Annotated in this window: 18 protein-coding genes; 4 read left to right on the top strand and 14 right to left on the bottom strand. The window is 56.0% G+C overall.

The window, feature by feature from the left end; translation table 11 throughout:
• Positions 1-201: 201 nt before the first annotated feature.
• The 11 genes from P2R09_RS13145 to P2R09_RS13095 form a co-directional block, all read right to left on the bottom strand.
• Positions 202-921 carry an HPP family protein gene (locus P2R09_RS13145; protein WP_275770288.1) on the bottom strand — a complete coding sequence of 240 codons (720 nt, stop codon included), beginning with the start codon at positions 919-921 and terminating at the stop codon, positions 202-204.
• Positions 922-1,126: 205 nt separating this feature from the next.
• On the bottom strand, positions 1,127-1,759 hold the full coding sequence (gene nth / locus P2R09_RS13140) for an endonuclease III (RefSeq protein WP_003849001.1): 633 nt from the start codon (positions 1,757-1,759) through the stop codon (positions 1,127-1,129).
• The gene (locus tag P2R09_RS13135; protein WP_003849003.1) at positions 1,756-2,460 is read right to left on the bottom strand and encodes an electron transport complex subunit E; all 705 of its coding nucleotides are present in this window, start codon (positions 2,458-2,460) and stop codon (positions 1,756-1,758) included. Before P2R09_RS13135 ends, nth begins: the two co-directional genes overlap by 4 nt.
• The gene (gene rsxG, locus P2R09_RS13130; RefSeq protein WP_275770285.1) at positions 2,453-3,085 is read right to left on the bottom strand and encodes an electron transport complex subunit RsxG; all 633 of its coding nucleotides are present in this window, start codon (positions 3,083-3,085) and stop codon (positions 2,453-2,455) included. The genes P2R09_RS13135 and rsxG overlap by 8 nt, the downstream gene beginning before the upstream one ends.
• 3 nt (positions 3,086-3,088) lie before the next feature.
• Complete coding sequence (rsxD, locus tag P2R09_RS13125; protein ID WP_275770283.1) at positions 3,089-4,147, bottom strand: electron transport complex subunit RsxD; 1,059 nt, start codon at positions 4,145-4,147, stop codon at positions 3,089-3,091.
• Positions 4,148-6,727, bottom strand: coding sequence for an electron transport complex subunit RsxC (gene rsxC, locus P2R09_RS13120; RefSeq protein WP_275770281.1), 2,580 nt, complete (start codon positions 6,725-6,727; stop codon positions 4,148-4,150). It abuts the gene before it with no gap.
• Positions 6,720-7,298 (bottom strand): electron transport complex subunit RsxB, encoded by a 579-nt coding sequence (gene rsxB / locus P2R09_RS13115; RefSeq protein ID WP_275770279.1) that lies wholly within the window; start codon positions 7,296-7,298, stop codon positions 6,720-6,722. The genes rsxC and rsxB overlap by 8 nt, the downstream gene beginning before the upstream one ends.
• Positions 7,298-7,879 (bottom strand): electron transport complex subunit RsxA, encoded by a 582-nt coding sequence (rsxA, locus tag P2R09_RS13110; RefSeq protein ID WP_003853423.1) that lies wholly within the window; start codon positions 7,877-7,879, stop codon positions 7,298-7,300. Before rsxA ends, rsxB begins: the two co-directional genes overlap by 1 nt.
• Before the next feature lie 123 nt (positions 7,880-8,002).
• Positions 8,003-8,446, bottom strand: coding sequence for a DUF2569 domain-containing protein (locus P2R09_RS13105; RefSeq protein ID WP_275770274.1), 444 nt, complete (start codon positions 8,444-8,446; stop codon positions 8,003-8,005).
• Positions 8,447-8,556: 110 nt separating this feature from the next.
• Complete coding sequence (gene ydgT / locus P2R09_RS13100) at positions 8,557-8,772, bottom strand: transcription modulator YdgT (RefSeq protein ID WP_003853427.1); 216 nt, start codon at positions 8,770-8,772, stop codon at positions 8,557-8,559.
• A gap of 290 nt (positions 8,773-9,062) precedes the next feature.
• Complete coding sequence (locus P2R09_RS13095) at positions 9,063-9,242, bottom strand: hypothetical protein (protein WP_275770272.1); 180 nt, start codon at positions 9,240-9,242, stop codon at positions 9,063-9,065.
• Positions 9,243-9,458: 216 nt separating this feature from the next.
• Between P2R09_RS13095 and ytfQ the strand changes: the two genes are divergently transcribed.
• From ytfQ to yjfF, 4 genes are all read left to right on the top strand, one after another.
• Positions 9,459-10,415 (top strand): galactofuranose ABC transporter, galactofuranose-binding protein YtfQ, encoded by a 957-nt coding sequence (ytfQ, locus tag P2R09_RS13090; protein ID WP_008926228.1) that lies wholly within the window; start codon positions 9,459-9,461, stop codon positions 10,413-10,415.
• A gap of 76 nt (positions 10,416-10,491) precedes the next feature.
• Positions 10,492-12,012, top strand: coding sequence for a sugar ABC transporter ATP-binding protein (locus P2R09_RS13085; RefSeq protein WP_275770269.1), 1,521 nt, complete (start codon positions 10,492-10,494; stop codon positions 12,010-12,012).
• Positions 12,005-13,021 (top strand): galactofuranose ABC transporter, ATP-binding protein YtfT, encoded by a 1,017-nt coding sequence (gene ytfT / locus P2R09_RS13080; protein ID WP_008926230.1) that lies wholly within the window; start codon positions 12,005-12,007, stop codon positions 13,019-13,021. Before P2R09_RS13085 ends, ytfT begins: the two co-directional genes overlap by 8 nt.
• Positions 13,018-14,004 (top strand): galactofuranose ABC transporter, permease protein YjfF, encoded by a 987-nt coding sequence (gene yjfF, locus P2R09_RS13075; RefSeq protein ID WP_003853433.1) that lies wholly within the window; start codon positions 13,018-13,020, stop codon positions 14,002-14,004. Before ytfT ends, yjfF begins: the two co-directional genes overlap by 4 nt.
• Positions 14,005-14,047: 43 nt before the next feature.
• Here the strand turns inward: yjfF and P2R09_RS13070 are convergent, their stop codons facing one another.
• The 3 genes from P2R09_RS13070 to P2R09_RS13060 all read right to left on the bottom strand — a co-directional run bounded on the left by P2R09_RS13070 (position 14,048) and on the right by P2R09_RS13060 (position 18,368).
• Positions 14,048-14,515, bottom strand: coding sequence for a GNAT family N-acetyltransferase (locus tag P2R09_RS13070; RefSeq protein WP_275770266.1), 468 nt, complete (start codon positions 14,513-14,515; stop codon positions 14,048-14,050).
• Between the two features lie 446 nt (positions 14,516-14,961).
• Positions 14,962-16,461, bottom strand: a complete 1,500-nt coding sequence (araA, locus tag P2R09_RS13065; protein ID WP_275770264.1) for an L-arabinose isomerase — start codon at positions 16,459-16,461, stop codon at positions 14,962-14,964.
• A gap of 203 nt (positions 16,462-16,664) precedes the next feature.
• Positions 16,665-18,368 (bottom strand): ribulokinase, encoded by a 1,704-nt coding sequence (locus tag P2R09_RS13060; protein WP_275770262.1) that lies wholly within the window; start codon positions 18,366-18,368, stop codon positions 16,665-16,667.
• Between the last annotated feature and the right edge of the window lie 125 nt (positions 18,369-18,493).

Raw genomic sequence — 18,493 nt, 5'->3', positions numbered from 1 at the left:
AAAGTGTAGGGCGCGCAAAAGGGCAGCTCTATGGGCATTCGCCCAGGACCCGATGGGCGTCCGGCCTGGGTGGCTGTGTTATCAATATGTTATTAGATATGGCTGGCGCAGCGGCTAAGCAAAAGTGTGGCAGCGATCAATGTCGGCATCCCCGCCTCCGCAAGGAGAAGAGCGAGCACCGACAGTCACAACAGGCAGGTTTCAACCGTTAACCTGACGGCGCCCGGCAATCTCTTCGGCTCGCAGCAGCAATTCCTGCAGATCGTCCTCATCAATATCCAGCAGTTCACCGCCCTGTAAGGCCTGATGCAGATCGGCGCGCGTCAGCGAGACCGGCATCGCGATCGGCTCCGGTTTAACTTCCTGTGGCGCCAGCGGGTGTGGATAGCGGCGACCGGCCAGATTATTAAACAGCAATGCAAGCAGCGCCAGTGTCAGAGAATTGAGCAGGATCGGCGTCAGGACAAACTGATAACCCAGCTGCTCCACGGAAGGTCCGCCCAGAATAGCGGTCAGCGCGACTGCGCCGCCGGGCGGATGCAGACAGCGCAGTTGAAACATCAACAGGATCGCTACGCAGGCCGCGACGCCGCAGGCAATCGCCGGATCGGGGATGAGCTGGCTGACGGTGACGCCCGCCAGCGCAGACAGGGTGTTGCCGCCGACGATGGCCCACGGCTGCGCCAGCGGACTGGCGGGCAGACCAAAGAGTAAAACGGCCGAAGCACCCACCGGGGCAACAAACCACAGATTCAGCTCCCCCAGCATCCAGTGACTCAGCAGACTGGTGAGTACCAGGCCAATGCCCGCACCCAGTCCGGCAATCACCACATGCTTTTTACTTACTGTCAGCGGATGTGGCCAGAATCGTGCCAGAAACAGGCGCAGCGGAAGTCTCTCTGCAGAAGAACCTTTGATCATTACTTTACTCACCGTGTCATAACATTTTCTTATCGTCAGGGGCGGCGATTTTCCATCATCAACATCAATGTAACAACCCGACAAACTGTGGAGGTATTCAGACGAGCCAGAGCGTGCGGTGAAAAGGGTAACCGGACTGGAAAGAAGGTTGCAGAGGGTTTAACCAGACAATAAAAAACCCGCCACAGCGGGTTAGTCAGGCGAATCACTCAACTTTGTCGGGATACTCGCAGAGGTCTTCAATCAGGCATGAGCCGCAACGGGGCTTGCGCGCCACGCAGGTGTAACGGCCATGCAGAATCAGCCAGTGGTGGCAGTCAACCTTATAGGCGGCCGGAACCACCTTCAGCAGCTTCTGCTCCACCTCTTCCACATTCTTACCCGGCGCAAATTTTGTCCGGTTGCTGACGCGGAAGATGTGAGTATCAACGGCAATTGTTGGCCAGCCAAAGGCGGTATTCAGCACCACATTGGCTGTTTTACGGCCAACACCAGGCAGGGCCTCCAGCGCCGCACGATCTTCCGGCACTTCTCCGTTGTGCTGCTCAAGCAGAATGCGGCAGGTCTTAATCACATTTTCCGCTTTGCTGTTAAACAGGCCGATAGTCTTGATGTATTCCTTTACGCCATCCACGCCCAGCGCGAGCATCGCGGCAGGGGTATTCGCCACCGGATAGAGTTTTGCGGTGGCTTTGTTGACGCTGACATCGGTCGCCTGCGCCGACAGCAGTACCGCAATCAGGAGCTCAAACGGCGAGCTGAAGTTCAGCTCGGTGGTGGGATGCGGATTGTTCTGCTGCAGGCGATGAAGAATCTCGGTGCGTTTAGTCTGGTTCACACCGGCTTCCCGACGGCGTTCTGAGGTGCCGCGTTTTCAGCTGCCTGAGCACGCAGAGCTGCCCGCTGTTTCATCTTCTGATCGATCAGGTATTTACCCGCCAGCATCATGCCGAGGCCGATAAACGCGCCCGGCGGCAGCATTGCCAGCAGCATCGGTGAATCGAAATGGACCACTTCGATACGCAGCGATTTCGCCCATGGGCCGAGCAGCTGATCGGCACCGTTAAACAGTGTGCCACTGCCGATAATTTCACGCAGCGAACCCAGCACCACCATGGCGCAGGTCGCGCCCATGCCGATGGCAAAGCCATCCAGCGCGGCAAGCGGGATGCTGCTTTTAGAGGCGACCGCTTCAGCACGACCGACCACAATGCAGTTGGTGACAATGAGTGGGATAAAAATTCCCAGCGACTGATAGAGACCATAGGCGTAGGCGTTGATCAGCATCTGCACGCAGCTCACCACGGAGGCGATGATCATCACATAAATCGGGATACGAATTTCCGACGGCACCCAACGGCGCGAGGCTGAAATAAAACTGTTGGTCAGGGTCAGCACCAGCGTGGTGGCCAGACCTAAACCCAGCGCATTCGTTGCCGTCGCCGTAACCGCCAGCAGTGGGCACAGGCCCAGTAACTGCACCAGTGCCGAGTTGTTTTTCCACAGTCCACCCACCAGCAGACTTTTAGCTTCACTCATTTGCGTCTCCACATGCCGGTAACGAAGAGAGTTTCTCCGGAAGCGTTTTCATCAACAGCGCGGTGCGTTTGGTCGCATTGACCACCGCGCGTGGGGTAATGGTGGCGCCGGTGAACTGATCGAAGTCGCCGCCATCTTTCTTAACCGCAAACGCTTTATCCGCCGGACCATGAATCACTTTGCCATTAAAGCTGTTGATCCAGTCAGAAATGCGTAATTCAATCTTATCGCCCAGACCAGGCGTCTCATGGTGTTCGATCACCCGCACGCCCAGTACTTTACCCTGGAAATCAGCACCGACCAGCATCTGTATCGCACCAGAGTAGCCGTCAGGTGCAGTTGTCTCCAGTGCGGCAGCGACCGGCTGGCCGCCTTTACGCGCCAGGAAGAGGTGGTGCGGGGCGCTATTCCCCAGTGCAGCATCTGTGACAACGTAACAATCCTGCTGAATATTGTTGTCATAAAGGTCTTCAGGCACCACCTGGTCCAGCAAATTTTTCTGCTGCAGCAGGGTCTGATGTTCCACTGTCGGTTTGGTGACCGTATTGACTACTGCAGTAGCAGCCGTGGTAATTGCGGCGAAAATCGCCAGCGTCACACCATTTTTGCGAATCGTCTCCAGCATCGCTTAATCCTTCTGATGGCCGTAAACGCGCGGCTGGGTGTAGTAATCGATGAGCGGCACGCAGATGTTTGCCAGCAGCACAGCAAATGCCACGCCATCAGGATAGCCGCCAAAGCTGCGAATCAGCCAGACCAGCAATCCAATCAGCGCACCATAGATCAGGCGACCCCGGTTGGTAGTAGAGGCGGTCACCGGATCGGTGGCAATAAAGAACGCCCCCAGCATAGTGGCGCCGGAGAACAGGTGAATCAGCGGGCTGTTGAGCGATTCCGGTGAGAAGAACCAGCCCAGCGTGGCGCAGAACGCCAGTGACAGCAGCATGGCAGCAGGAATATGCCAGCGAATCGCACTTTTCCACAGCAGGAACAGGCCGCCAAGCAAATATCCGACATTGACCCACTGCCAGCCCAGGCCCGCCAGCACGCCGCTGTAAATCGGCTGGGCCAGCAAGTGCTCTGCGCTGTGACCGGCGCGTAAACCGGTTTTAAAGGTATCAAGCGGCGTCGCCTGGCTGATGCCATCCACACCCATCTGCAACTGCTGCATGGTTTCGCCCGCCAGCGTATGGCCACTGAACACCATGCTAAGACTGTCCATCAGCCCCGGTTTGATCGCCTGCAGGGTGTCAGGCGGCAGCCAGCTGGTCATTTGCACCGGGAAGGAGATCAGCAGAACCACATAGCCGACCATCGCCGGGTTAAACGGGTTCTGTCCCAGACCGCCATAAAGCTGTTTAGCAATGACCACAGCAAACAGCGTACCAATCACCACCAGCCACCAGGGCGCCAGCGGGGGCAGGCTGATACCGATTAGCACAGCAGTCAGTAACGCGGAGTTATCCGCCAGGGTGCTGCCAACGGGCGCTTTACGCAGCCGCAGAATGGCCGCCTCGGTCAGCCAGGCGGTGAGCGTCGCAAGCAGGACCTGCAAAAAGGTGCCGTAACCAAAGAAATAACATTGTGCAGCAAAACCCGGCACTGCAGCCAGCACCACCAGCAGCATGATGTTGCCTGTGCTGCGGCGGTTATGGGTGTAAGGAGAACTTGCGATACGAAAAGCCATTTAATCCTCAAGCGTCGTAGACGACTGCGCTTTACGCGCTTTGGCACGGGCGATGGCGGCAGCAATAGCGGCCTTGCGCGCATCATCGGGTTGATTCAGTTCAGGTGCCTGTTCAGGTTCAGCGTTGGCGTTATTAGCCTGCTCCTGCGCCTCTTCCGCTTTCTCCACCGCAAAATGCGCGGCAGTAGCGACTGCTGCGGCATCGCGTGAAGCCGTCTCCGCGTCATTTTCAGCCTGTGCAGCTTTCTTCGCTTTGGCGCGGGCAATCGCGGCCTGAATGGCAGCTTTGCGCGGATCGGTTTCGGCAGCGGCGTCTGGCGCGGCCTCAGTAACGCTTGCCGTGCCAGCCGGAGTCGCCGCATCCGTGCTTTCAGCCTGCGCGGCTTTCTTCGCTTTGGCGCGGGCAATCGCGGCCTGCACCGCAGCTTTGCGCGGGTCAGTTTCGGCAGCGGCGTCTGACGCGGCTTCAGAAACGCTCGCCGTGTCAGCCGCATCCGCATTTTCAGCCTGAGCAGCTTTTTTCGCTTTGGCACGGGCAATCGCCGCCTGAATGGCAGCTTTGCGCGGGTCAGTTTCGGCAGCGGCGTCTGGCGCGGCCTCAGTAACGCTCGCCGTGTCAGCCGGAGCCGCCGCATCCGTGCCTTCAGCCTGCGCGGCTTTCTTCGCTTTGGCGCGGGCAATCGCGGCCTGCACCGCAGCTTTGCGCGGGTCAGTTTCGGCAGCGGCGTCTGACGCGGCTTCAGAAACGCTCGCCGTGTCATCCGGAGTCGCCGCATCCGCGGCTTCAGCCTGCGCGGCTTTCTTCGCCTTAGCGCGGGCTACCGCCGCTTCGACAGCGGCTTTGCGCGGATCGACGCTGGCTTCAGCCACGGTCTCCACCGCATCAACCGGTGACACTTTCTTCGCTTTAGCTCGGGCAATGGCCGCTTCAACCGCTGCTTTACGCGGATCGACAGTCTGACGCGTTACCGGTTGGGTTTCCGCCTGAGCCTCGGCCTGACGCAGACGCGCCTGCGCATGACGGGCTTCACGTTGCGCTTCAAGCGTCGCTTCATCCGGCTCAGCGGCCTGGCGGGCTTTCACGCGCGCTTTCGCAGCCGCCAGTTCACTGGTATCGGTACGGGCTACACGCTGTTTCGCCTGCTCATGACGCGCTTCACGGGCCTGTTTCTCGCGCTCCAGCCTTGCCTGACGGGCTTCGAAGCGAGCTTTGGCTTCCAGCGTGCGTTTCGCTTCCAGATCGATGGCGCGCAGTTCCGCTTTTTCCTGACGATAATATTGCACCAGCGGAATATTGCTCGGGCAGACATAGGCGCAGGCGCCACATTCAATACAGTCATCAATGTGGTGTGAGCGCGCTTTATCGTGATCGCCGCCCTGGCTGAACCAGTAAAGCTGCTGAGGCAGCAGCTTAGCCGGACAGGCATCGGCGCAGGCGGAACAGCGAATGCAGGACTGCTCTTCATCGTTGTTACCCATCTCACTGGGAGAGGGGGCGAGAATACAGTTGGTGATCTTCACCACCGGCACATCCAGCGACGGCAGGGTAAAGCCCATCAGCGGGCCGCCCATGATCACCATCTGACGCGGTGCTGGTGTAAAACCGACATGGTGCAAGAGATGGCTGATTGGGGTGCCCAGACGACTCCAGACGTTGCGCGGCTGAGCAATTGACTCGCCAGTCAGCGTCACGACACGTTCGGTAATCGGCTCACCATTAATAATGGCGCGTTTAACCGCCCAGGCGGTGCCAACGTTTTGCATCAGCACACCGATATCGGTGGAACGTCCGCCGTGTGGCACTTCCATGCCGGTCAGAATACGGGTCAGCTGCTTTGCGCCGCCAGAAGGGTATTTAGTCGGGATGACGCGAATGTGCAGATCGCGTTCGTTACCCAATGCCTGTTTCAGCGCGGCAATCGCCTCTGGTTTATTATCTTCAATACCAATCAAAACCCGCTCGGCCTGCAACACCCATGCGAGAATGCGACTGCCTTCCAGCACTTCAGCGGCGTAATCCTGCATCAGACGATCGTCCGCGGTGATGTAAGGCTCGCACTCGGCCGCATTAATAATCAGGGTTTTCACCCCGCGCAGGCCGCCTTTGAGTTTGGTGGCGGTAGGGAAGCCCGCGCCACCCAGGCCCGCAATGCCGGCGTCGTGAATACGTTGCACAATATCGGCGCGCGGATGCTGACGGTAGTCAGGCAGCGGATCAAGCGGTATCCAGCGGTCGTCGCCGTCGGGCGTCATAAAAATACACAGTTCTGACAACCCCGAAGGATGCGCGGTCATATGCTGACCAATATCATCAATGACACCAGAAGTGGGTGCATGGACCGGCAGCATACGGCCTGTGCCAAACGTCAGGGGCTGACCGCGCAATACCTTGTCGCCAGGTGCAACGCAGATCTCACCTTCATGTCCGATATGCTGTTTCAGCGGGATAATAAAACGGTGTGGCAACGGCAGTTCGCTGAGTGGCGTACCGTTAGACTGGGTTTTCATTTCCGGCGGATGAATACCGCCCTGAAAATCCCAGACTTTCTCTTTTTTCAGGAAGTTAAACAGATTAAGCATGAGTATCTACCGGAATCACCCGTACAGGAATGGTATTCAAATCCCACTTCCAGTTAGCTGGTGTGGTGGCAACCGGGCGCATTTCAATACAGTCTGTCGGGCAGGGTGCGACGCAGAGATCGCAGCCGGTACAGACATCGCTCAGCACGGTGTGCATGGCGCGGGTTGCCCCGACAATTGCATCCACCGGACAGGCCTGAATACATTTGGTGCAGCCAATACAGTTGGCTTCGTCAATGAACGCCACCGTGCGCACCGGCTCTTTCGCCAATTCATCGCCATCAATCGGCTGCGGTTCAACGTTAAGTAGCGCAGCCAGCTTGAGCATGGTCTGCTCGCCGCCTGGCGCGCATTTATTGATCGCTTCACCGTTATTGCCGACCGCATCCGCATAGGGACGGCAGCCTGGATAGCCACACTGACCACACTGGCTCTGCGGCAGAATGGCATCAATCTGCTCAACGATAGGATCTTCTTCGACTTCAAAGCGGCGCGAGGCGTAACCCAGCAGCGCGCCGAACACCAGGCTCAGCGCACTTAATACGGCAACAGCAATCCAGATCGCGGTCATCAGAATTTCACCAGACCGCTGAAGCCCATAAATGCCAGCGCCATCAGGCCCGCAGTGATCAGGGCGATGGAGTTGCCTTTAAACGGGGCCGGAACATTCGCCAGCACCAGGCGCTCACGCATACCGGCGAACAGGACCATCACCAGCGAAAAGCCGATGGAAGCACTGAAACCATACAGCGCGGCCTGCATAAAGGTGTGGTTGAGGTTAACACTCAGCAGCGGCACGCCCAGCACCGCACAGTTGGTGGTAATTAGCGGCAGAAAAATACCCAGCAGGCGATAGAGCGACGGGCTGGTCTTACGTACTACCATCTCGGTGAACTGCACGACAACGGCGATCACCAGGATATACGCCATGGTGCGCAGATAGACCAGATCCAGCGGCAGCAGGATCAGATGATTGACCAGCCAGGCGCAGATCGACGCCAGCGTTATGACGAATGTCGTGGCGAGGCCCATGCCAATCGCCGTTTCCAGTTTTTTGGAAACGCCCATAAAAGGACAAAGGCCGAGAAACTTCACTAATACGAAGTTATTCACCAGCACTGTGCCAACAAAGAGAAGCAGATAATCGGTCATTTTTTCGCCTGGGAGCCAGAAAGCGGCTTATTATCATTGATAGCGCGACGTATCTCAACACCCGCGCCACCCGCAAGGCGGCAGACCGCACTCAGAATTAAATTCCTGACACAACTCACCGCGTTACGGCGCGATAAAGGTCTTTTTTACCCGTTCTGAGCGTTTGAAATAGGGCACAAACACCGCAGCGGCCAGCAGCGACAGCAGTAATGTCTGAAGGGCTCGGCTATCAGCGACGGGTGTGAAAGCAAAGGTTTTCAGCGCCAGTAGCACGGTAATCAGCAGCCAGAGCAGATAATGGCGCGGCAGGCGTCGGGATCGCTTCAGGAACAGCCAGCTGATCCAAAGACTATAGGCCCAGACCGCCACGGCGGTAAGCAGGGAAATGGCCCAGTAAGAGAAGAGGGTGCTGCCGTGAGAAAACAACGCCACACGCCACTCCGGATTAAACAGGGGAGTCAGATACATCGCCAGCACCAGAACGGTGGTTAACAGGGTCATTATCAGCCAGGCCAGAGGCAGCAAAAGCCAGCCACCAATGCGCGGCGCAGCAACCTGTTCATTCATCGTAGTTATTCCTGTCTCGGAGAGTCAAAGCGCAGCAGAATAACATGTCCAGAGAGGCACGCCCATCCGGACAACGTTAGCAGTAAACGAAGCGATAAATCAGTGAGAAATCAGACCACGTAGCGCCACACCGTTTTTGGTACGCAGCCCAGATCATATAACCGTCCGCCCGAGACCAGTTCAGCGCGTCGATGGTCGGCAGCCCGGTACATATTGATAATTTCCAGATCATTGGTCAGGGAGTAATTAAGATGATCGAAAAGCTTTTCCAGACTGTCTGAATTATTTACTTTGCGGAATTTAAGCAGGTAATCGTGCGCAGTCATCATTGCCATAATAGATAGAAGTAACAAAGGAGTGCTCAGTATAGGGGGCGGGCTTTGTCTGTCCAGATCATGCAGGTGAAAAAAGCCGAAAATCAGACAAAATCACCTTATTAGTCACTAAAAGTCCATATTCCTCGTTCTGACTATGCACGATGCTGGTAAGTCAGCGCCTTAGTTTACTACGTCAGCCTGACTGGTTCGGGTTACTGCGGCAATTAAACGTAAAAATAAGCAGCACAATATTATTTTTTATTCCATTTGGTCCTGACAGCACATGAATACCTTATTTATTACAATTTAACCGCAGGAAATTTAACCGTTAAATAACGAATGCCATAGAAACGTTTCGCCCCTGATTCGTCTTCACCATCGATTGTGCGGACAATCACAAATCCCATTTTTTGTTCACCGCAAGCCGGATAACCCGTTTTGTACGCCTGCCTGTAATCGTTTCCAGTGGCATTAAACATAAGCGATTCTGTTTATTACATTTATTTAACCGGCATTGTAATTTTATTCAGCGATTTTATCCATAACACCCCTGTTTGAAAACTGCTCGCTCTGCACGTAACCCCTTTAAATTGCTCTGTTTTGTGAAGTGTGTCGCCATTATGCACGCTTTTTTAGTCCAGTCTAAGCAGGCTCTCTACCCTAAACAGCAAACGCCTTTCAGAGGATTAAAAACTATGTGGAAACGTTTACTTCTGACCACGCTGGTCAGCGCCGCGTTAACCGGCCCGGTACTCGCTGCTGATATGACGGTCGGCTTCTCGCAGGTCGGTTCAGAATCTGGCTGGCGCTCAGCGGAAACTAACGTAGCGAAAAGCGAAGCCAAAAAACGCGGAATCACCCTGAAAATCGCCGACGGACAGCAGAAACAAGAGAATCAGATCAAAGCCGTGCGTTCGTTCATTGCTCAGGGCGTTGATGCCATCTTTATCGCGCCTGTGGTACAGACCGGCTGGGAGCCGGTACTGGAAGAAGCCAAAGATGCCAAAATACCGGTTTACCTGCTGGATCGCGCCATCGTGGTGAAAGACAAATCGCTCTATCAGGCGGTGGTGACGGCTGACAACGTGCTGGAAGGCAAGCTGATTGGCGACTGGCTGGTAAAAACCGTAGGCGACAAAAAATGTAACGTGGTCGAACTGCAAGGCACGGTCGGCGCCAGCGTGGCAATCGATCGCAAGAAAGGCTTTGCCGAGGCAATCAGCAACCACCCTAATATTAAAGTGATCCGTTCTCAGTCCGGTGACTTTACCCGCAGTAAAGGTAAAGAGGTGATGGAGAGCTTTATCAAGGCGGAAAACAACGGCAAAAACATCTGCATGGTTTACGCGCATAACGATGACATGGCGATCGGTGCCATTCAGGCAATTAAGGAAGCAGGTCTGAAACCGGGCAAAGATATTCTGACCGGCTCAATTGATGGGGTACCGGATATCTACAAAGCGATGCTGGCGGGTGAGGCTAACGCCAACGTGGAACTGACGCCAAATATGGCGGGTCCGGCGTTTGATGCGCTGGAAAAATTCAAAAAAGATGGCACGCTGCCGCCAAAAGTGATCAAAACCGAATCGAAGCTGTTCCTGCCTGCTGATGCACAGGCGGAGCTGGATAAGAAAAACGGTATGGGTTACTGATTCACCGACCCGTCACAGACCAGCCGCAGACCGCCCTACGGGGCGGTTTTTCATGACGTAAGGCGGAGTGAGCAGAATGACCACGCAAAATGAAACACCGCTGCTATCCATCAGCGGCATTAGCAAAGGTTTTCCCGGCGTCAAAGCGCTGAATAATGTTTCCTTTGATATACGCAAAGGGGAGATCATGGCGCTGCTGGGCGAGAACGGTGCCGGTAAATCCACGCTGATTAAAGTGCTGACCGGTGTTTACAGCCGCGACGCCGGCACCATTACCCTGAACGGCGAGCCGATTACACCGCACAATACGGCGCAGGCTCAGGAGATGGGCATCGGCACCGTTTATCAGGAAGTGAATATGCTGCCGAACATGTCGGTGGCGGATAACCTCTATATAGGGCGTGAGCCGCGTCGTTTTGGCATGATTGACCGTCGCCGCATGGTGCGTGATGCCGATGCGCTGATGCGGAATTACGGTTTTTCCCTTGATGTCACGCGTCCGCTGGGACACTACTCGGTGGCAATGCAGCAGATTATTGCCATCTGTCGCGCGGTCGACCTTTCTGCTCAGGTGCTGATCCTCGACGAGCCAACAGCCAGTCTGGATGCCAGTGAAGTCGAGATGCTGTTTACCCTGATGGCGCAGTTAAAAGCCAAAGGGATGAGCCTGATTTTTGTGACCCATTTTCTTGACCAGGTGTACCGAATTACTGACCGGATTACCGTGCTGCGTAACGGGCAATTTATCGCGACTCGTGAGACCGCCACGCTGCCACAGATTGAACTGATTAAGCTGATGTTAGGACGTGAACTGCTTGAGACGGCGTTACAGCGTCAGGGCAGCACGCTGCGCAGCAATCAGCCGGTGGTTTCATTTGAAGATTACGGCAGAAAGGGCACCATTGAGCCTTTTAACCTGGCCGTGCGTCCCGGTGAGGTGGTGGGACTGGCGGGTCTGCTGGGCTCAGGCCGCACCGAAACCGCAGAAGTGTTGTTTGGTATTCGTCGCGCCGATCGCGGAACCGCGAAGATCAAAGGTAAAGTGCAGCGTATTACCAACCCGGCGAAAGCCTCACAGCTTGGCATGGGTTTTTGCCCGGAAGATCGTAAGACGGACGGAATTATTGGCGCGGCCTCCGTGCGCGAAAATATTATTCTGGCATTGCAGGCGCAGCGCGGCTGGTTACGGCCCATTAAAAAACGCGAGCAGCAGGCGATTGCCGAGCGTTTCATCAAAAGTCTGGGCATTCGCACGCCCCACGCTGAGCAGCCGGTAGAGCTGTTATCGGGTGGCAATCAGCAGAAGGTGTTGCTGTCGCGCTGGCTGGTGACCAAGCCGCAGTTTTTGATTCTCGACGAACCGACGCGCGGTATTGATGTGGGTGCGCACGCCGAGATTATCCGTTTAATCGAATCCCTGTGCGCCGATGGTCTGGCGCTGCTGGTGATCTCCTCTGAACTCGAAGAGCTGGTCGGTTATGCCGATCGGGTGCTGATCATGCGCGATCTGAAGCAGGTGGCAGAAATTCCGCTGGAGCAGCTTTCGGTGGCGTCGATCGTGAATGCTATCGCGGACGGAGGGGCAAAACATGCTTGAGTCACCTATGACATCTGAAAAAACGCCACGTCGTAAGCTGAAACTCCCGCCGGGGATGCCGCAAATCGCCGCGCTGCTGTTGGTGCTGTTGATCGACAGTCTGGTGGCCAATAACTTTTTTGCGGTGCATCTGCAGGATGGCCGCCTGTTCGGCAGTCCGATCGATATTCTTAACCGTGCGGCACCGGTTGCCCTGCTGGCGATAGGGATGACGCTGGTGATCGCGACCGGCGGCATCGATCTTTCTGTCGGGGCGGTGATGGCGATAGCGGGCGCAACGGCCGCCACACTGACCGTCGCCGGGCACGGTGTGCCGTTTATTATTCTCTGCACGCTGGCAACCGGTTTAGCCTGTGGTTTGTGGAACGGGGTGCTGGTGGCGCTGCTGCGTATTCAGCCGTTTGTTGCGACGCTGATTCTGATGGTTGCCGGGCGCGGTATTGCTCAGCTGATTACCCAGGGGCAGATTGTGACGTTCGACAGTGACAGTCTTGGCTGGTTTGGTAACGGCTCGCTGTGGATGTTGCCGGTGCCGGTCTGGATCACGCTGGTGGTCGCGCTGGCCGTCTGGCTGCTGACGCGCAAAACCGCGCTGGGTCTGTTTATCGAAGCGGTGGGGATTAACCTGCGCGCTGCCCGCAATGCGGGTGTGACGGGGTGGCTGGTGGTGATGTCCACCTACGCGATCAGTGGCGTCTGTGCGGCAGTGGCCGGGCTGATCGTCGCGGCGGATATTCGCGGTGCAGATGCCAACAACGCCGGTTTGTGGCTGGAGCTGGATGCGATTCTCGCCGTGGTGATAGGCGGTGCATCCCTGATGGGTGGCCGTTTTAATCTGGTGCTGTCGCTGATTGGTGCGCTGATTATTCAGTCGATGAATACCGGGATTCTGCTCTCCGGCTTCCCGCCTGAGCTGAATCAGGTGGTGAAAGCGGTGGTGGTGATGTGCGTGTTGTTACTGCAGTCACCGCGATTTATTGCGATGTTAAAACGGAGGCGTCCGACATGATTAAACGTCATCTTCCGCTGATGATTACCTTGCTGGTGTTTGTAGCGGGTTATCTGTTTTGTCTGAGTCAGTTTCCGGGTTTTGCTTCTACCCGGGTAATTTGCAATATCCTGACCGATAACGCGTTCCTTGGCATTATCGCCGTCGGCATGACTTTTGTGATTTTATCAGGCGGTATCGATCTGTCGGTCGGCGCAGTGATTGCTTTTACCGGTGTGTTTCTGGCGCGGGCAATTGGTGATTTCCATGTCGATCCGCTGCTGGCCTTTGCGTTGATTCTGTCAATGGGCGCGCTGTTTGGTGCCATGATGGGCTGGCTGATCGATGCCCTTAAGATCCCGGCGTTTATTATTACGCTGGCAGGAATGTTTTTCCTGCGTGGCTGTTCTTATCTGGTGTCTGAGAACTCGATTCCTATTGATCATCCGCTTTATACCATGCTTTCCAGTCTGGCGTGGAAAGTGCCGGGTGGTGGGCGTCTGAGCCTGCTGGCAGTGATTATGCTGGTGGTGGTGATTGGCGGGATTATTCTGGCGCACCGCACGCGCTTTGGTAATCGGGTTTATGCTATTGGCGGGAATCTGACTTCCGCTCAGCTGATGGGTGTTTCAACCCGTGCGACCACCATTAAGATTTATATGCTTTCCACCACGCTGGCGACGCTGGCTGGCATCGTGTTCTCGATCTATACCTCGGCAGGTTATGCGCTGGCCGGGTTGGGTGTGGAGCTGGATGCGATTGCATCGGTGGTGATTGGCGGCACGTTGTTGTCGGGTGGTGTCGGTACGGTGCTGGGTACGCTGTTTGGTGTGTTGATTCAGGGGCTGATTCAGACCTGGATTAACTTTGACGGCACGCTGAGTTCGTGGTGGACCAAGATCGCCATCGGGATTCTGCTGTTTGCGTTTATCGCGCTGCAGCGGTTACTGACGGTGATCTGGGATCGTCAGCAGAACGCACCGGTTAAACGCATCCCAACCTGAGTATTGCGTATCCCGGTTAATGGCGGCTCTCAGGAGCCGCCTTTTATTGCGCCAGATGCAGCACCATCACCGTGACTTCTTCTCCCGCTATGTGCCGCTGTTCCACTGCCTGCCATCCTGAACGCTGATAGTACGCCTGCTGATCGGGAGTATAGAGCCAGAGTTCACTAATTCGCTTTTGTCTGGCCCGCGCAATTACCTGCTGGATCAACGCGTTTGCTACGCCCTGACCGCGAAATTTTTTGTCCGTCACCACTTCACCCATCCAGTATTCTCTTGCCGGGATGTCGTCCAGTTCATAGCGGATGACGCTACAGGTCGCGATGACCGTTTCGCCATCCGGCGTGGCAACAAGGGTAAATTCCGCCGAGCCTGTCTGATTCCTTTGGTGTAAACGCGCAAGGATGGTGGGTTGATGTGACCAGGCTGGATGATGTGACCATTCAGTGTGCAGCAGTTTTGCTGTTTGTTGGGCGTAGTCGGGATGTTGGTTCAGGTCGACAACTTGCATGGCGCTGGCTACCTTCGTTTTGTCAGGCTACAAGCAATACAGGCTGGTGGGGGAAAGTGCAAGATGATGAAAGAGTTGAGTTTTAGCAAAGAGACCGGTGCTCTTATGTATTACCGGGAAAACAATCGCTATTGGATGTTGATGCAAGGTCAGGAAAGGACTGCCTGATCGCAAAGGATTCCCGCATCCCTGCGGATCGGCCGCGCCATCCCTGGCGCAGACGCTTTGCTCTTCAGGCAGTTCTTTCCTTCCCGGTTCGGCTTGATCATTGCTGTAATGGACAGTGCGAAATTGAAAGAATGGAGTGCACAGTTGCAGTGAAAGGAAACTTCCGCTGCGGGAGCTTTTATGACCGACGGAATAGCACGAATCTGCAAACAAACGGCGCTTTATCGATCCTGAATCGATTTCTTTTCAGAACCCCTAAAGCGCCGTTTAATCACTTATTAACGTTTCAGACGGTAGTACGCTTCATTCCAGCGCAGCGCATCTTTAAACGCAGGCAAGGTGGTGTGCTCATCAATCACCAGCACTTCAATATCGTTCATCTCACCGTACAGATACATATCCTCCAGCGTCAGCGCCTGGCTGAACACCGTATGGTGTGCACCGCCGCCCAGAATCCACGCTTCAGAGGCAGTCGCCAGTGATGGCTGCGCTTTCCACAGTGCGCGCGCAACCGGCAACTTCGGCAGCGGTTTCGGCTGTTCGATAGCATCCACCACGTTAACCAGCAGACGGAAACGGTCGCCCATATCAATCACGCTGGCGTTAACCGCACGGCCAGCTGGGGTGGAGAAAATCATACGCGCTGGATCGGCTTTATCACCAATGCCCAGGAACTGCACATCGATCAATGGTTTCTCTTCAATGGCAATCGACGGGCAGACTTCCAGCATGTGCGAGCCAAGCACTAAATCGTTGCCTGGTGAGAAGTGATAGGTGTAATCCTCCATAAAGGAGGTGCCACCTTTGCGGTCACCGGCCAGCACTTTGAAGATGCGTAGCAGGGCAGCGGTTTTCCAGTCACCTTCGCCGGCGAAGCCATAACCCTGACCCATCAGACGCTGAACTGCCAGACCTGGCAACTGCGTCATGCCGTGCAGCGTCTGGAAGTTAGTGGTAAAGGCGTGGCAGCCTTCTGCTTCAAGGAAACGCTTCAGACCGAGTTCGATGCGTGCAGCATCCAGCACGTTATGACGTTTTTCACCGCCAGACGCAGCGACATCGGTAAAGCGATAAAGACTTTCATATTCGTCGATCAGCGCATTCACGTCGCCATCGCTAACGCCATTGATCACCTCAACCAGATCGCCAACGCCCCAGCCATTCACTGAATAGCCGAACTGAATCTGCGCGGCGACTTTATCGCCTTCGGTCACGGCCACTTCACGCATGTTGTCGCCAAAGCGAGCGACTTTCAGCTGCTGGCTGGCCTGTTTAGCCAGTGCCGCACGCATCCAGTTGCCCAGGCGCTGCTGGCTGGCGCTGTCTTTCCAGTGACCCGTCACCACGCTGTGCTGCAGGCCCATGCGCGCGCCGATGAAACCGAACTCACGGCCGCCATGTGCGGTCTGGTTCAGGTTCATAAAGTCCATGTCCATGCTGTCCCACGGGATCTCGGCATTGAACTGGGTATGGAATTGCAGCAGCGGCTTATTCAGCACGCTCAGGCCGCCGATCCACATTTTGGCCGGGGAGAAAGTGTGCAGCCAGGTAATGATCCCAACGCACTGCTTGTCATAATTAGCATCGCGACACAGGGCCAGCGCTTCATCCGGTGACTTCACCAGCGGTTTCAGCTCCAGACGCAGTGGTAAACCGGCCTGATTTAAACCCTCGACGACCTGACGTGCATTCTGTTCAACCTGGCGTAACGTCTCCGCCCCATAGAGATGCTGCGTGCCGATAACAAACCATACGCTGTAGCTGTTTGACTGTTGCATAAAACCACTCCTTTACTTAGCGCCTACCTGATAGGCTATTTTATTTGTCATTCCGAACCTGGGCAGCGCTCACACAGGCTGCTTTAGCAACCTGAACGCCCGTCAGGGCGGCCCTGAACGGGCGAGCGCAGCGAGTAATCCTCACGTACGCCCTCTACGCTCCGTTTGCTCCGCACTGTCCGTGTCCAGACTGCCTGCAACAATTACGCCTCTTGGGAGAGGCTCGTCGCGGAAGCGGGGCGGGCGGCGTATTGCGGTTCAGCCGTCACGCACCATTGTTGATAGCGTTGATACAGTTGTTGATAGCGGGCGACGCGCGCCGGATCGGGCTGCAGCGTCACGGCAATCGGACTGGCCATGACCTGCTGAGCATCCGGAACGCTGGCGTGAACACCTGCGGCAACGGCGGCGAAAATGGCCGCACCCAATGCACAGCACTCGTCAGAGGCGACGATATCCAGTGGCCGGTTCATCACATCGCAGCAGGCCTGCATAATCGCCGGAGACTTTCGCGCGATGCCGCCGAGAGTCAGAATGCTCTCGACCGGGATCTGTTGCTGCTCGAAGCACTCCATAATGGCGCGCGCGCCAAACGCGGTTGCCGCGACCAGACCACCAAACAATGCAGGGGCATCAGTGCCCAGATTCAGATCGGTAATCACCCCTTTCAGACGCTGATTCGCATTCGGTGTGCGGCGTCCGTTAAACCAGTCCAGTACCACCGGCAGGTGATCGAGCTGCGGATTGGCAGCCCAGGCCTCGGTCAAATCCTTAATCAGCGTTTTTTGCATCTCAGCCAGCTGAGGCTTCAGTTCCGGATGCTGCTGCGCCGCCAGCTGTAATGGCCAGCCCAGCAAACGGCTGAACCAGGCGTAGATATCACCAAAGGCAGACTGACCCGCCTCCAGTCCGATAGCGCCAGGTACCACGCTGCCATCAACCTGACCACAGATGCCCTTGATATCGCGATCGCCGACTTTTTCCGCGTCAGCAATCAGGATGTCGCAGGTTGAGGTGCCGATCACTTTCACCAGGGTATAAGGTTTAGCCCCGCCGCCGACGGCGCCCATGTGACAGTCAAACGCGCCACCGGAAAGTGTCACGGTCTGCGTCAGACCAAGACGCTGCGACCATTCCGGGCTGAGGGTGCCCACCGGCAGGTCCGCAGTCCAGGTGTCTGTAAACAGAGGAGAGTCGAGCTGCTGCGTTAACAGCGGGTCGAGCGCATTCAGGAAATCGACATCGGGCAGGCCGTTCCAGTCGCCGTGCCACAACGCTTTATGTCCGGCGGCACAACGGCCGCGACGCAGCTTATCTGGTGCGGTGGTGCCGCTTAACAGGGCGGGCACCCAGTCGCACAGCTCCACCCAGGAGACGGCGGCTTCGCGCACAGCCGAATCTTCACGCGACACGTGCAAAATTTTCGCCCAGAACCACTCCGAAGAATAAATGCCGCCGATATAGCGGCTGTAATCCTGGAAGCGACCACTGTGGCAAAGCTGATTAATCTCTTCCGCTTCTTCTATAGCCGTGTGATCTTTCCACAACACGAACATCGCGTTGGGGTTCTCAGCGAACTCCGGACGCAGCGCCAGCACGTTGCCGTCGCGGTCAATAGGTGCCGGGGTAGAACCGGTGCTGTCAACGCCAATGCCGACCACGGCGTTGCGCTGATCTTCACTCAGTGCATTCAGAACGCCGAGCAGCGCCTGCTCCATAGCGTCAATATAATCCTGTGGATGGTGGCGAAAACGGTTGGTGTGCGGATCGCTGTATAAGCCCTGTTGCCAGCGCGGATAGCTGAACACCGCACTCTGCAGCTCTTTGCCGCTATGACAATCCACGGCCAGCGCACGCACCGAATCACTACCAAAGTCCAGCCCAAGGGTGATGGCTCCAGCACGCATCGGAATCTCCTGTAGTTAGTTAACGCCTTTATCCTGGGTTCGGTGCGCCAAATCAGTTAGTCATGGCTGGCTGACAATATGCACTTTTCTGTCATCGGCAGTGATTTTGTGATCCATTGCATAAG

This window comes from Pantoea sp. Cr_R13 (assembly GCF_029222565.1).
Lineage (GTDB): Bacteria > Pseudomonadota > Gammaproteobacteria > Enterobacterales > Enterobacteriaceae > Pantoea > Pantoea eucalypti.
Note: the sequence above shows the minus strand (reverse complement) of the source record. Positions and strands in the feature narration are given on the sequence as shown.